Source organism: Aeromonas sp. S2(2024) (assembly GCF_041402505.1).
Classification (GTDB): Bacteria; Pseudomonadota; Gammaproteobacteria; order Enterobacterales; family Aeromonadaceae; genus Aeromonas; species Aeromonas media.
In genome coordinates, this window is sequence record NZ_JBGLRL010000003.1 from 130,721 (window position 1) to 143,381 (window position 12,661).

Genomic DNA, 12,661 nt, shown 5'->3' on the forward strand with positions numbered 1-12,661 from the left:
GCCGGAGCGGGGTGTTGTCTGTCAAGAGCCATGTCGTCAGATGCGGCCCTGATAGCGCAGCGGGAAGCGCCCCTGACCATCGGGTTGACCGAGGAAGGGCAACCCCTGCCTCATCTGTTCCGGCAGTGCCGGGCCCGGCTTGAGGGTACCCTGGAACAAGTACTGGCGATTGGCCTGCAGCTCCAGCTTGCCGAGCACTTGCACCGCCTCCGAACCCTGCTTGATCTCGGCCACCAGGCGGGAGTCGAGGCAGGTCAACTTGACCTCGGGATCCCCCAGTGGAAGCTTGCCCGCCGGGGTGTCGGCCTGCGCGTCATACCAGTTGAGATTGCCGTAGAGCTCCTCACACCAGGGATTGCCCTGGGCGAACTGATCGACCTTGAGTTGCAGCTGACCCGCCGCCGTCAGGGGGAAGGGCAGGCCCATGGGCACCCGCGCCAACACCCAGGGGGCAGGTGCGTTGAGGGTGATGTCACGGCCGAAGGCCGCGCCATTCCAGCCGATCACCCCCTGGCCATTGAGGCCGGCGCGCTCGCCGAAACGCAGCGACACCTCGGGAGCCAGGCGCAACAACGACCAGCCATCGAGCTCCCAGCGCAGTTGGGTCAGGGACTCGCTGGCATATTGCAGCCGGGCAATCTGGCCGCTCCAGAGAGTACCGCTCACCCCTTCCAGCTGCACCAGGTTGGGGGGCAGAGGCAGATGGCGCACCACCAGAGTGGCGGGCAACCTGGCCAGCAGGAACATCAGATAGACCGTCAGAAACAGGACGGCAATCAGTACTTTTTGCTTCATAGAACATGACTCGACTGCAAGGATCCGGCCCAGGCGAGGCCCGATGCCATAACGGAATGCGATGCCGGAAACCGGACGGCGAATTGAACGCTTGGTGTCATTGGGGGCGGCTCAACTGCAAACGTCTGACCTTGACCAGGCCAGGAGCCAACCCCTCACGGGCCACCTCGATGATCTGCACCTGGACCCCGTATTGATCGGAGAGGGTCGCGAGCCAGAGCAGCAGATCATCGAACGGTACCGTGTCTATCCACACTTGCAGCTCCTGCCCCTGGGGTTGCAGCCGGGCAATCTTGATCTTCTGGTTGAAGGCGGTGCGGTTCACCACCCCGTCCAGAGTGCCGCTGGTGTCGATTTGCCGGCCTTGGCCACCCTGCATCGCCAACACCTCCTGCCCTTTCTCTTTCAACCAGGCAAGCGTCTGCTGCTGATTGGCCACCTGCCTCTCCCGCTCGTCGATACGATTGGCGACAGGTTGCCAGATGACCCAGTAGCAAAGCCCGAGCAGCAGTATGCCGCCGCCCACCGCCACCAGCCGCTGTTCGCGGAGGCTGATGCCATGCCACCAGATTTGCAGTTTGTCCATCATGATGATTTCCCCTTCAGCACCAGCGCGCCTTCCACCTTGCCCTCGGTGCTTCGCACCTCACCCTGCTGCACCTCAAAGCGCTTTCCCGCCAGCTCACGGAAGCGCTCGATCTCGGTGAAACCCGGGGCCGTGACCTGCAACCTGAGCTCACCCCTGCCCGCATCGAAACGCAGCACCTCGGGCTTGAGGCCGGGTACCTCGGCAAACACCGGCGCCAACTCGGTCAGCAGCAGCAGGATCCCATCCTGCGGGGTCTGCCCCAGGGACTTGAGGTGCTGGGTCATCTGGCTGCGGACGTTGACGATCCGGGTCTCCCCCGGGAAAATCCGGGTATAGACCTGCCGGATCTCCGCCTTGAGGGCCTTGTCCTGCTCCGCCAGCTGATGAAGATGCACCCCACGCTGGGTCAGCGCCACCAGCAGCAGGATCCCCGCCACCACCGCCACCTTGCGCCACTGCAGCCAATAACGGGCGTATTCGGTCTGCGGTCGATAGGGCCCCTGCAACAGGTTGGCCTGGCAAGCGAGCGCCCCTTTCGCCAGCAGCAGCATGGGCAGCTCGGGATCAGCCCCCCGCCAGTTGCCGGCCGCCATGGCCGGAATGGGGGTGTGGCTATACAGGGTCACCGGCTCGGGCTGGGCCGCCAGCAACATGGCCAGCAGCGGCTCGTCGGCGACTATCCCCTGAACGGGGCCCTGACGGATCAACCACTCTGCGCCAAGCTGCAGGGCAGACCATCCCTCGGTGGCGGGTGGCAGGGCCAGCACATCCGGCAGCAGTTGCAGGGTCTTGAGACCCGCCTGCTGCAGCCACGCCAGCCACTCCTGCATCTTCGCCTTGTCCACCGCCATCAGATCCACGTCGTTCCCCTGATGAGCCAGCACCACCAGATGCAGTTCATCCACATCGGAAGCGATCTGCTCCTCGAGCAGATAGGGCAGCGCCGCCGCGGCCTGACGACTATACTTGCCCGGCAGGCTGACCCGCCGGAAGATGAGATCGCTGCCAGGCACCAGGGTCACCACGGGGCGGCCGCCGGCACGCTCCTGCAGCTCACCCAGGGCATGGGCCGAGGCCAGGATTCCGGAGGCGATGATCTCCTGCTCCTGCGTCGACCACACCAGCCAATGCACCGGCTGCTGCGCATTGGTCCCCAGACGGATGACCAGACTCTCGCTCACAAATGATTCTCCTGCCATGCCCGCCAGCATCCTTGTCGATGGGCGAGCCGCAGCCATCGGCTGCAGTCCAGATAAGGGGCGGGACAGACAGGCCAGAGGCCAGCCATCTCCCTGTTATTCTGCGCCATCGTTCAGACGACGCAGCATCACCAGCTTGTTGTCCTTGCCACGCTGGAAAACAGTCTCCAGCCGGGCCCGCACATCACCCACCTCGGCCAGCAGACGGGCTTCGAAGAAGTTGCTCTTGATGTCCAGTGCAGCATCCAGCCCCGTGATGGCGCCCGGCTGCACCGGCAGCTCGTCCGTCATCTCCTTCTTCTCCTTCCACCCCTTCTTGGGGCGGTTAGTCAGCACCTGCTTGGCGTCGTCCAGCCCGATCTTGCCCTGGTAGAGCCCCACCAGCAGGGCCGCCTGCTCCGGCTTGATGGTGTTGATGTTCACCACCAGCTTGTCGCTGGGCAGGGTGCACACATAGGGGGCGAGCCGGGCGTAGAGCTCGCTGCTCACCCCGCGCACGGCCCGCAATTCGTCCGTTCCCAGCAGCCACTGATTCGCCACCAGATAGGGGGGATTGAGCCCCTCGTAATAGGCATCCTCGGCCCCGTTGCTCGACACCAGCTGGGTATCCTTGTCGGTCCAGTCGCGGATGGCGTCGGTGAGCTGCACCGTCTCGTACTCATCCACCTCCAGCGCCTCGAGCAGCGCCCGGAACGCCTTGAACTGATAGGGCTGCGCCTCGAGGTCATCGCCACTCTCCCCCTCTTTCAGGGCCAGGCTCAGGCTGTTGAGGTTGAAACAGGATTGCAGATCCCGCACCCGTCCGGACAGAGTACCGTCATCCACCGGAAAGACAGCATCCTGGCGCGCCCAGTTCTGACCCAGATTGACCACATCGGGGTCATCCTTGAAATCCTGGTTGAGCACCTTGATCACCAGCGCCTCCGCCGACATGGCATACCACCAGGCCTGCTTGCCGGCGGTGAGGTTGCTGGTCCGGCGCAACTCCAGTTGCAACCGGCCGCTCATGTTGCTGGCGATGATCACCATCACCGACAGGATGAGCAGTACCACCAGCAGGGCCATGCCCCCTTGCCGGCCCGGTGTGGTACGGGATGGGCCCCGGCTGCGCTTAACTGCCATTGTCCGCTCGCTGGCCGCCGGCCCCGATGAGGAACTGACGACGGCGAAGGGTACCGTTATCTTCCATGACGGTCGGGGAAAAATGACGCTCAATTACCATTTTCAGCCCTCTGGCCGCTGGCCCCGATGAGGAACTGACGACGGCGAAGGGTGCCGTAATCCTCCATGACGGTCGGGGAACAACGACGATCAATTACCATTTTCAGCCCTCTGGCCGCCGGCCCCGATGAGGAACTGACGACGGCGAAGGGTACCGTTATCTTCCATGACGGTCGGGGAAAAATGACGATCAATTACCATTTTCAGCCCTCTGGCCGCCGGCCCCGATGAGGAACTGACGACGTATGGTGCCGTAATCCTCCAGATCCAGCTCCACCGCCAGCCCATGAGGCAACAGGTCGCGCTGGGTCCACTCCTCCTTCCACATCCCCTTGTCGTAGAAATAGAGTCGCAGGGCCGTCACCCCGGTCAACACCGGCTGAATGCGCGGCTCGGTGCCGATCGCGGGATCCGGATAGAGGTAGCTGAGCCGTTCCAGAGTCTGCTCCTTGAGTCGCCAACCCACCCGCTGCAAGCCGGAGCGCGGCAGCATGCCGTCCGGATTTAGCCAGCCACCGCGGATGAAAGCCATGCCCCAGTCATCGCTCTGCTGGCCGAAGCGGGAGGCCGCCAGCAGCACCTTGTTGTTCTCACCATCGATGCGGCCGCTGCGCGGCACCATCTGGGTGACGTCTCGCTCCAGCAGGCTGAAGGCGAGCTGCAGTTCGGAGAGACGGACCTCCTTGCGCTTGGCCACCTCGTCGCTGGTAAGCACCCCCTGCAGCACCTGATAGGCCCCCATGCTGAGGCTGGCGAAGATGGCGATGGCCACCAGCATCTCCAGCAGGGTAAAGCCGCTCTGACGGCGCCTCGGCATCGGGCAGGCACTCGTCCGCTGGCACCGGCTCCGGATCATGGGGACAACACGGTGCTTGTTCATCGGCTGATATAGGTCCGGATCATGGCCACCGGGCTCTCGGCCTTGGGCGCGGTACGCACTTCCATGTCCAGAGCCTTGAAGTTGTTGTCGCTGGTGGCGACGCCGCGATAGCGCCAGTACCAGGTCTCGCCGGCCAGCTCCTCGTTCCCTTCCACCCAGCTGTCACCCGGCCACTTGGCCTCGAGCTTCTGCTGCACCAGCTGGTTTTCCACCACCCAGGTCGCCAGCGTCTTCTCTTCCAGGTAGTTGAGGCCGGAGAGGTGTTCGCTGGCGGTCTTCATCACGGCCAGGCCGGCGATGGCAAACACCGCCAGCGCCACCATGACCTCCAGCAGCGTCATGCCGCGCGCCTTGATAGAGGGGGCTCTCACTCTTCTTCCTCTTCGTCTTCTAGCAGGGAGAGGCGACCAAACTCATCCCCCTTGACGGTGCGCAGGTACTTCTCGTCATCCACCTGCTGACTCAGGGTCAGCATGAAGGGGGTGAGTTCGCCCCCCGGGAAGACGAAGATCTGGGGCGTGCGCTCCTTCTCGTCGCGGCCCTGTTCGTTCTTCTCGTCCGAGTCGGTACGCCAGCTGAAGCCCTCCAGTTCAACGGTCAGGGTCATCTCCTCCGGCAGCTGCACCTGCCCCAGGATCTTGTCGCCGGTCAACGCCTGCCACTTGCGATCCTTGGGGTTGCGGGACATAAACTGCCAGCCGCTCTCCTCGACTCGCAGGCCCAGCAGCCGGCCATCCATCACCGAATACTCCTGCGCCTGCTGCAGGGTTGCCATGAAGCGGCGCGCCTGCTTATCCAGCTCCCGATCCCCCCGGGCGCCCCCCATGCTGAGGGTGACGGCGGTGGCCACCAGCCCCATCAACATGGCGACCAGCAACACCTCCAGCAGGGTGAAACCCGCCTGACGATAAGGTTTCACAAGACCAGCCCCATCAGCATGGCGGCGCAACCCATCACTTATTGGAAATCCTTCAGGTTCCAGTTGCCGATGTCGTCATCGGTCCCGGCTTCCCCGTCCAGCCCCATGCTGAAGATGTCTAGCTTGCCGAACTGACCCGGGCTGAGCAGCTGGTACGGGTTGCCCCAGGGATCCTGCGGCAGGCGCTTGATGTAGCCCCCTTCCCGGTAGCTACGTGGCTCGGGGGACGCGGTCGGCTTGTTGACCAGGGCATCCAGCCCCTGCTCCGTGGTCGGATAGCGGTTGTTGTCCAGCTTGTACATGTCGAGGGCATTTTCCAGCGCCACTATGTCGGAGACCGCTTTCTGCTGATCTGCCTTCTCCTTGTTGCCCATCAGATTGGGCACCACCAGGCTGGCCAGGATCCCCAGGATCACGATAACCACCATGACTTCCAGCAGAGTAAAACCGGCTTGACGACGCTTGTGCATTGCTATGACTCCCTAACGAATGAGATGACGTGTGTCATCAGAAAATGATCATATTGTTGAACCACGACCGTTCGATTATGCCTGTCGGCCAATAGAACCCACGAGTTCGATTGGATTTGTGGGATCAAATAACGAAGCCTATTCGAACGCCTGACCTCACAAATTCACCATGTGATTGAGTTTGAGTGAGTGGACCGCAGGATCGACCGGAGCAAGGCGCCTGGAGGCCTGCATCATAGATTGACCATGTTGTTGAGCTCCAGGATCGGCTGCAGGATCGACATCACGATAAAGAGCACCACCCCTGCCATGGAAACCACCAGCATGGGCTCGAACACCCCGAGGGCGATGTTCACCTGGGTTTCAAACTCCCTGTCCTGGTTGTCGGCCGCCCGTTCCAGCATGCTGTCGAGCTCGCCGCTCTGCTCGCCGGAGGCGATCATGTGCAGCATCATGGGCGGAAAAATCTTGGTCTCATCCAGCGCCTTGCGCAGGCTGGTCCCCTCGCGCACCCGCTCGGTCGCCTCGCCGATGCGGTGGCGGGCAAAGTCGTTGGAGAGTACCTCCCCCGAGATCTTCATCCCCTCCAGCAGCGGCACGGCGCTGGCGTTGAGGATGCTGAGGGTACGGGCGAAGCGGGCAGTGTTGAGTCCCCGGCTGACCCGGCCGATGACCGGCAGGCGCAGCACCACCTGATGCCAGTGACGTCGACGCCCGGCGTCCGTCAGCCACCAGCGCCAGACAAAGCCGCCAATGAACAACAACAGCAGGAACCAGAGGCCATAGTGCTGCATCAGTTCACTGGTGCCGATGAGGAAACGGGTAGTGGCCGGCAGTTGCTGGCCCATGTGCTCGAACTGGGCCACCACCTTGGGCACCACGGCGGTGAGCAGTATGGAGATGACGCCCACGGCCACCAAGGTGAGGACGATGGGATAGATCATCGCCTGCAGCAGCTTGGTACGCATGTGCTGGCGCTGCTCGGTGTAATCGGCGAGGCGGTTGAGCACCTTCTCCAGGTGACCGGACTTCTCACCGGCCGCCACCATGGAGCGAAACAGCTGATCGAACACGTGGGGGAAGGCGCCGAGTGAATCGGCGAGGGAATAGCCCTCCACCACCTTGCTGCGGACCGTGGCCACCAGGCTGCGCAGGTGGGCCTTCTCGCACTGTTCGGCCACCGCCTTGAGAGCCTCTTCGATAGTCAACCCAGCGCCCACCAGGGTCGCCAGCTGGCGGGTGATAAGGGCCAGTTCCGAGGTGGAAGCGCCACGGCGAAACAGCACGAAGCGATTGGCCTCGCGCTTCGCCTTTTCGGTGGTCTCGTTCACCTCGAGGGGGGTCAACCCCTGCTCGCGCAGCAGCTGACGCACCTGACGGGCAGAATCCCCCTCCAGCACGCCGCTCTTGTTGCGCCCCTTGCCGTCGAGCGCCTTGTATTCGAACGCAGCCATCTTAGTCTTCCCGGGTCACGCGCAGCACCTCTTCGAGGCTGGTCTGCCCCTGGAGCACCTTGTCGATGCCGTCACGACGGATGCTGGGGGTATGGCCCCGGATCAGGCGCTCGATGGCGAGTTCGCCGCTGGCACTGTGGATCGCCTCGCGCACCGCCTCGTCGATCACCACCAGCTCGTGGATGCCGGTCCGGCCACGGTAGCCGGTGTGGTTGCACTGCTCACAGCCCACCGAGCGCCACATCTGCTGATCCGGCGCCAGTTCGATGCCCATGGCGATCCGCTCCTGCTCGGTGATGGGGTGCGGGGCGCGGCAATCCGGGCAGAGGGTGCGCACCAGTCGTTGGGCCAGCACCGCCAGCAAGGAGGAGGAGAGCAGGAAGGACTCGATCCCCATGTCCCGCATCCGGGTGATGGCACCGATGGCGGTGTTGGTATGCAGGGTCGACATCACCAGGTGACCGGTCAGCGACGCCTGCACCGCGATCTGGGCGGTTTCGAGGTCGCGAATTTCCCCCACCATCACCACATCCGGATCCTGACGCAGGATGGCGCGCAGCCCCCGGGCGAAGGTCATGTCCACCTTGGTGTTGACCTGGGTCTGGCCCACCCCTTCCAGGTCATATTCGATGGGGTCTTCGACGGTCAGGATGTTGCGATCCCGCGAGTTGATCTCGGAGAGCGCCGCATAGAGGGTGGTGGACTTGCCCGAGCCGGTCGGGCCCGTCACCAGGATGATGCCGTGGGGCTTGCGAATGAGCTCGCTGATGATGTTGCGGTTGGCCAGCGTCATGCCGAGCTGCTTGAGCTCGAGCCGCACGTTGTTCTTGTCGAGTAGACGCAGCACCACCCGCTCGCCGTAGCTGGACGGCATGGTGGAGACCCGCACGTCCACGGCGCGGCCGCCGATGCGCAATGAGATGCGGCCATCCTGGGGTACCCGCTTCTCGGCAATGTCCATGCGGGACATGACCTTGATGCGCGACACCAGCAGCGAGGCGAGCTTGCGATGGGGGCGCAGTATCTCCCGCAGCACCCCATCAATGCGGAAGCGAATGACCAGGGCCCGTTCGAAGGTCTCGATATGGATGTCGGACGCCTCCTCCTTGATCGCCTCGCTCAGCATGGCGTTGATGAGACGGATGATGGGGGCATCGTCATCGGCGTCCAGCAGATCTTCACTCTGGGGCAACTCTTCGGCCAGGGCGAAGAAGTCCATCTCGTTGCCGAGATCCTCCATCAGCTGGCGCGCCTCGGAGGAGTCGCGCTGGTAATGGGCCGTCAGCAGCGTCTCGAACTCATCATGGCCAAGCTGCTCCACCACGAAGGTGCACCCCACCACCCGACGCACCTCCAGCAGGGTCTGCGGCGTCACCCCCTGGCGACATAGCAGCACCGGGGCACCCTGGCGCTCAGTCAGGATCACCCCGAAGTTGCGGGCAAAGGCAAACGGCAGTTCCGGCAAGGGGGCAGGCAGCTCGCTGCCATCGAGCTGGTAGGCGGCCATCAGGGCTTGCTCTGCACGAAGGGCTGTCCCTGCACCTGGGTTTTGGCCCCGGTGGCAGTGGACTGCTGCTGGGCCTTCATCCGCTCGATCTGCTGCTGCACCTCGGGGGACATCATCACATCCTGACCATAGGCGGGCAGCACCTGACGGGCTGGCGAAGTGGCGTAACCCTCCTCGGCCGCCAGGTTCAACTGTTCGGCACGGAACAGGGTGTACTTGTTGCTGGAGACCCCGGAATAGACGTTGGCGTCGCGCAAGATGGTCGGCCGGATAAACACCATCAGATTGCGTTTGGAGGTGGTGTTGGAGGTGGAGCGGAACAGGTAGCCCAGCACTGGGATGTCCCCCAGCAGCGGTACCTTGGAGATCTGCTCCTTGGTCTGCTCGTCCATCAGGCCGCCCAGCACCACGGTTTCGCCACTCTTCACCAGCACCGCATTCTTGACGGTACGGGTATCGAAGGTGGGACCGAGGTTGGCGGTGCCGGTCGCCTGGGTCTGAGCCACACTGGAGACCTCCTGCTCGATGTTGAGCAGCACCGAGTCCCCTTCGTTGATCTGGGGCGTCACCACCAGCTTGGTACCCACCGTCTTGCGCTCTATGGTGTTGAATACCTGATCGCTGGTGGTGGAACTCTGGGAGCCGCTCTGTACCGGCACTTCCTGGCCGACGTTGAAGGAGGCTTCCTTGTTGTCCATGGTGACGATGCTCGGGGTCGAGAGGATGTCGTTCTTGGTGTTGGTGGAGAGCGCCGTCACCAGCATGGCCCAATCCCCCTTGTAGAAGCCGGCCGCCATGCCGCTGAAATCACCGAGCAGGTTTTCGAGCCCGTCGGTGTTGCCGTTGTCGTCGTAATCCTTGCCCGCGATGATGGCAGGTCCGATGGGCAGACCGGTATTGGTGAACTGGGTGCCGCCGCCATTGGCGTTGGCCCACTGCACCCCAAGGTTGAGGCCGTCACCGTCCTGGATCTCGACGATGATCGCCTCCACCAGCACCTGAGCGCGGCGGATGTCGAGCTTGGCGATGACCTGCTCCAGCTCGGCCATGACGTCAGGCTGAGCGGTGATCACCAAGGCATTGGTGGTCTCGTCGGCGGAGATGGCGAGCTGACCGCCGCCGATGCTGGCACCACCACCGGTGGCCGCCCCCCCCTTCTTGTCCGCCTCGATGCTGGAGCTGACGCCCTTGAGCACATCCACCAGATCCTTGGCCTTGCCATATTTCAGGTAGAAGACCCGGGTGTTGCCCTGACTCTGCAGATCCCGGTCGAGCTGGCGCACCATCTGGATGATGCGGGCCCGCGCCTTGGGCTCACCGCTGATCACCACGGAGTTGGTGCGCTCGTCGGCGACCACCTTGGGGGAGAGCAGCAGGGAGGCATTGGCACCCTGGTTGTTGCCATCCTTGTTGAGGTTGGTCACCAGCCGCACCATCTCGCCCGCCGAGGCATATTTCAGCTTGATGACGTCCATATCCTGGTCGCCCGCCTTGTCGACCCGGCGTACCACTTCCACCAGACGGTTGACCACGGCCGCCCGGCCGGTGATGAGCAGCACGTTGGACGGCTCGTAATGCACCACGTTGCCACCGCCAGCGTTGTCGTTGAGCTGGCGCAGCAGGGGCGCAAGCTCCCGTACCGAGACGTTGCGCACCGGTACCACCCGGGTCACCATCTCGTCCCCCACACCGGGGTTAGTATCGTCCACCACGGGGATGGCCGAAGTCTTGGCATCCTTGGAGCGCACCACCTTGAGTACGCCATTGTTCATGGGCACCACGGCGAAGCCGTAGACGTCGAGCACGCTCAGGAAGAATTGGTAGTACTGATCCTCATTGAGCAGGTCGTAGCTGCGGACGTTGATCTTGCCGCGCACCGAGGGCTCGATGATGATGGTCTTGTTCAGGTTCTTGCCGACCGTGTTGATGAACTCTTCAATGTCGGCATTCTTGAAACTGGCGGCATACTCGGTGGCCCAGGCAGAGCCCGTCATCATCAAGGCAGCTGCCACCGTGGCCAGACGCCAGCCCTTCCCTTTATTTGTCATTCTTGGTGCTACTCCAATTCATTATTCTGACAAGCCGACATAAACGTCGTAGAGCTGTCCTTGCCGCTCGACGGTGACGGTCATTTCCGTGGCGCCCGCCACTTGCTGCATCGCCTGCATGGCCTGTGCGTTGTCACGCAGATCCAGGCCATTGATGCTGACCGCCAGATCGTTGGCGACCAGCCCGAGTTGATTGAACATTTCGGGATTGCTGCCCGGGTTGAGACGATAGCCGACCATGCGACCATCCACCCGGACCGGAGAAATATTGAGATAATCGGTGATCTTGCCAGGATTGCTCATCAACTCGCTGCGAACGGAAGAGAGCGCTGCCCCCTGTCGAGTCGCCTTGGGCAACGGCTTGCCATACTCTTCCCCATCCAGCATCAGGGTCTCGTCACGACCATCGCGGGCAATGATGACCCTGTCGGCAAACACCTGACGGATCCTGGCCTGAGTGCCGTCGATGTAATCCCCTATACCATAGGAGTTCTGCAGCCCGTTGTGGGCGATGATGGCGATGGATTTTGCCGGATCGGAACTGGCCAGCACCCCGTTGAGCTGGGCGTTGAGCTGGGTCTTGGGGGCATCGATCAGGGCCGCTTGGGCAGCCTTGTCGGCTTGCAGTTGCTGCGCCTTGCCAAACAGGGAGAGACGGCTGACGTTGCCGAGATCGAGGCGGGACGGTCCCGCGCCCTGGCCCGAGGTGACAGCTGGCTGCCAGGGCACGGCGCGGGAAGGCTGGGCCAGCTCGAACAGACGCCAGGTGAGCACGGCGCACTGCTGGGCCAGCAACAGCAACAGCAGCCAGAACAGAGGCTGGCTGAAACGGGAGAGTGGCACTGTCTTGCAGCGAGCCAGAAGGGAGCCCAACAAGTCATCCCTGAACGGTAGCGTCATGTTTATCAAAATATTCTGGCATCCAAATCGGTTAGCTATTGTGTACGGCAATGGACCCAGAGACAACCGACCGGATGGGATGATGCTGTGAAAATTCAGATTCCGTCACACCCCGGTTCCCCCTGTTTCTATCCCGGGGCCTGCCTCTGGTATAATCAGGCTCCCCTTTCAGCCATCCCGGAGCCGATCCATGTCGAATCCAGCACAAATCAGCACCCTGGTCCGCCTCGACAAGTGGCTGTGGGCGGCACGCTTCTACAAGACCCGCAGTCTGGCGAGGGATCAGATCGACGGTGGCAAGGTGCATTATAACGGCCAGCGTAGCAAACCGGGCAAGACCGTCGAGGTCGGCGCTCTCGTCCGCTTCTGGCAGGGCCAGGATGAACGGGAAGTGCGGGTGCTGCAGGTCAGCGAGCAGCGCAAGGCCGCCCCCCTGGCCCAGTTGCTCTATGAAGAGACCGAAGAGAGCCTGAAAAAACGGGCCCAGAACAGCGAGGCGAGACGCTTCAACAGCCAGTTTGCCCCGAGTCCGGAGCGCCGCCCCGACAAGCAGGAGCGGCGCCAGTTGATCAAGGTCAAGCAATACTGACTCGCCTCCGTGGCTCTTTTATGACGACAGGCACAGGAATTAGTTCCTAACCACCTGTTTAACAATGTATTTATCTTTTCTCCCAGAAAA

13 protein-coding genes are annotated in these 12,661 nt (G+C 62.7%); 1 reads left to right on the forward strand and 12 read right to left on the reverse strand.

Going from position 1 to position 12,661, the window contains the following annotated elements; genetic code table 11:
- Positions 1 to 36: 36 nt before the first annotated feature.
- From exeN to exeC, 12 genes are all read right to left on the reverse strand, one after another.
- Positions 37 to 795, reverse strand: a complete 759-nt coding sequence (gene exeN, locus ACB039_RS04750; protein ID WP_263684604.1) for a GspN family type II secretion system protein ExeN — start codon at positions 793 to 795, stop codon at positions 37 to 39.
- 97 nt (positions 796 to 892) lie between these two features.
- Positions 893 to 1,384 carry a GspM family type II secretion system protein ExeM gene (exeM, locus tag ACB039_RS04755; protein ID WP_371165232.1) on the reverse strand — a complete coding sequence of 164 codons (492 nt, stop codon included), beginning with the start codon at positions 1,382 to 1,384 and terminating at the stop codon, positions 893 to 895.
- Positions 1,381 to 2,565, reverse strand: coding sequence for a GspL family type II secretion system protein ExeL (gene exeL / locus ACB039_RS04760; protein WP_371165233.1), 1,185 nt, complete (start codon positions 2,563 to 2,565; stop codon positions 1,381 to 1,383). Before exeL ends, exeM begins: the two co-directional genes overlap by 4 nt.
- A 114-nt stretch (positions 2,566 to 2,679) precedes the next feature.
- The gene (gene exeK, locus ACB039_RS04765; protein ID WP_270824129.1) at positions 2,680 to 3,705 is read right to left on the reverse strand and encodes a GspK family T2SS minor pseudopilin variant ExeK; all 1,026 of its coding nucleotides are present in this window, start codon (positions 3,703 to 3,705) and stop codon (positions 2,680 to 2,682) included.
- Positions 3,706 to 3,994: 289 nt separating this feature from the next.
- Positions 3,995 to 4,621: a GspJ family T2SS minor pseudopilin variant ExeJ gene (exeJ, locus tag ACB039_RS04770; protein WP_081805622.1), complete on the reverse strand. Its 627-nt coding sequence runs from the start codon at positions 4,619 to 4,621 to the stop codon at positions 3,995 to 3,997.
- 59 nt (positions 4,622 to 4,680) lie between these two features.
- Entirely contained in the window at positions 4,681 to 5,040 is a 360-nt protein-coding gene (exeI, locus tag ACB039_RS04775; protein ID WP_041206802.1) for a GspI family T2SS minor pseudopilin variant ExeI, read from the reverse strand.
- Positions 5,041 to 5,051: 11 nt separating this feature from the next.
- Positions 5,052 to 5,603: a GspH family T2SS minor pseudopilin variant ExeH gene (gene exeH, locus ACB039_RS04780; RefSeq protein WP_005327465.1), complete on the reverse strand. Its 552-nt coding sequence runs from the start codon at positions 5,601 to 5,603 to the stop codon at positions 5,052 to 5,054.
- 38 nt (positions 5,604 to 5,641) lie between these two features.
- Positions 5,642 to 6,073, reverse strand: coding sequence for a GspG family T2SS major pseudopilin variant ExeG (exeG, locus tag ACB039_RS04785; RefSeq protein ID WP_005327466.1), 432 nt, complete (start codon positions 6,071 to 6,073; stop codon positions 5,642 to 5,644).
- 233 nt (positions 6,074 to 6,306) lie between these two features.
- Positions 6,307 to 7,527, reverse strand: coding sequence for a GspF family T2SS innner membrane protein variant ExeF (gene exeF / locus ACB039_RS04790; protein ID WP_005327468.1), 1,221 nt, complete (start codon positions 7,525 to 7,527; stop codon positions 6,307 to 6,309).
- 1 nt (position 7,528) lies between these two features.
- Positions 7,529 to 9,034 carry a GspE family T2SS ATPase variant ExeE gene (gene exeE, locus ACB039_RS04795; protein WP_005327470.1) on the reverse strand — a complete coding sequence of 502 codons (1,506 nt, stop codon included), beginning with the start codon at positions 9,032 to 9,034 and terminating at the stop codon, positions 7,529 to 7,531.
- Positions 9,034 to 11,082, reverse strand: coding sequence for a GspD family T2SS secretin variant ExeD (gene exeD / locus ACB039_RS04800; protein ID WP_041204980.1), 2,049 nt, complete (start codon positions 11,080 to 11,082; stop codon positions 9,034 to 9,036). The genes exeE and exeD overlap by 1 nt, the downstream gene beginning before the upstream one ends.
- Before the next feature lie 21 nt (positions 11,083 to 11,103).
- Positions 11,104 to 11,955, reverse strand: a complete 852-nt coding sequence (gene exeC, locus ACB039_RS04805) for a GspC family type II secretion system variant ExeC (RefSeq protein WP_041204977.1) — start codon at positions 11,953 to 11,955, stop codon at positions 11,104 to 11,106.
- A 217-nt stretch (positions 11,956 to 12,172) separates the two neighbouring features.
- On the opposite strand from exeC, the gene hslR reads away from it, so the two are divergent.
- The gene (gene hslR / locus ACB039_RS04810; protein ID WP_005327483.1) at positions 12,173 to 12,571 is read left to right on the forward strand and encodes a ribosome-associated heat shock protein Hsp15; all 399 of its coding nucleotides are present in this window, start codon (positions 12,173 to 12,175) and stop codon (positions 12,569 to 12,571) included.
- The last annotated feature ends 90 nt before the right edge of the window (positions 12,572 to 12,661 follow it).

Coding starts and splice junctions, on each gene's coding strand:
- exeG (WP_005327466.1), bottom strand. CDS start 6,073: ATGCACAAGCGTCGTCAAGCCGGTTTTACTCTGCTGGAAGTCATGGTG.
- exeK (WP_270824129.1), bottom strand. CDS start 3,705: ATGGCAGTTAAGCGCAGCCGGGGCCCATCCCGTACCACACCGGGCCGG.
- exeN (WP_263684604.1), bottom strand. CDS start 795: ATGAAGCAAAAAGTACTGATTGCCGTCCTGTTTCTGACGGTCTATCTG.
- exeE (WP_005327470.1), bottom strand. CDS start 9,034: ATGGCCGCCTACCAGCTCGATGGCAGCGAGCTGCCTGCCCCCTTGCCG.
- exeF (WP_005327468.1), bottom strand. CDS start 7,527: ATGGCTGCGTTCGAATACAAGGCGCTCGACGGCAAGGGGCGCAACAAG.
- exeD (WP_041204980.1), bottom strand. CDS start 11,082: ATGACAAATAAAGGGAAGGGCTGGCGTCTGGCCACGGTGGCAGCTGCC.
- exeM (WP_371165232.1), bottom strand. CDS start 1,384: ATGATGGACAAACTGCAAATCTGGTGGCATGGCATCAGCCTCCGCGAA.
- exeJ (WP_081805622.1), bottom strand. CDS start 4,621: ATGCCGAGGCGCCGTCAGAGCGGCTTTACCCTGCTGGAGATGCTGGTG.
- hslR (WP_005327483.1), top strand. CDS start 12,173: ATGTCGAATCCAGCACAAATCAGCACCCTGGTCCGCCTCGACAAGTGG.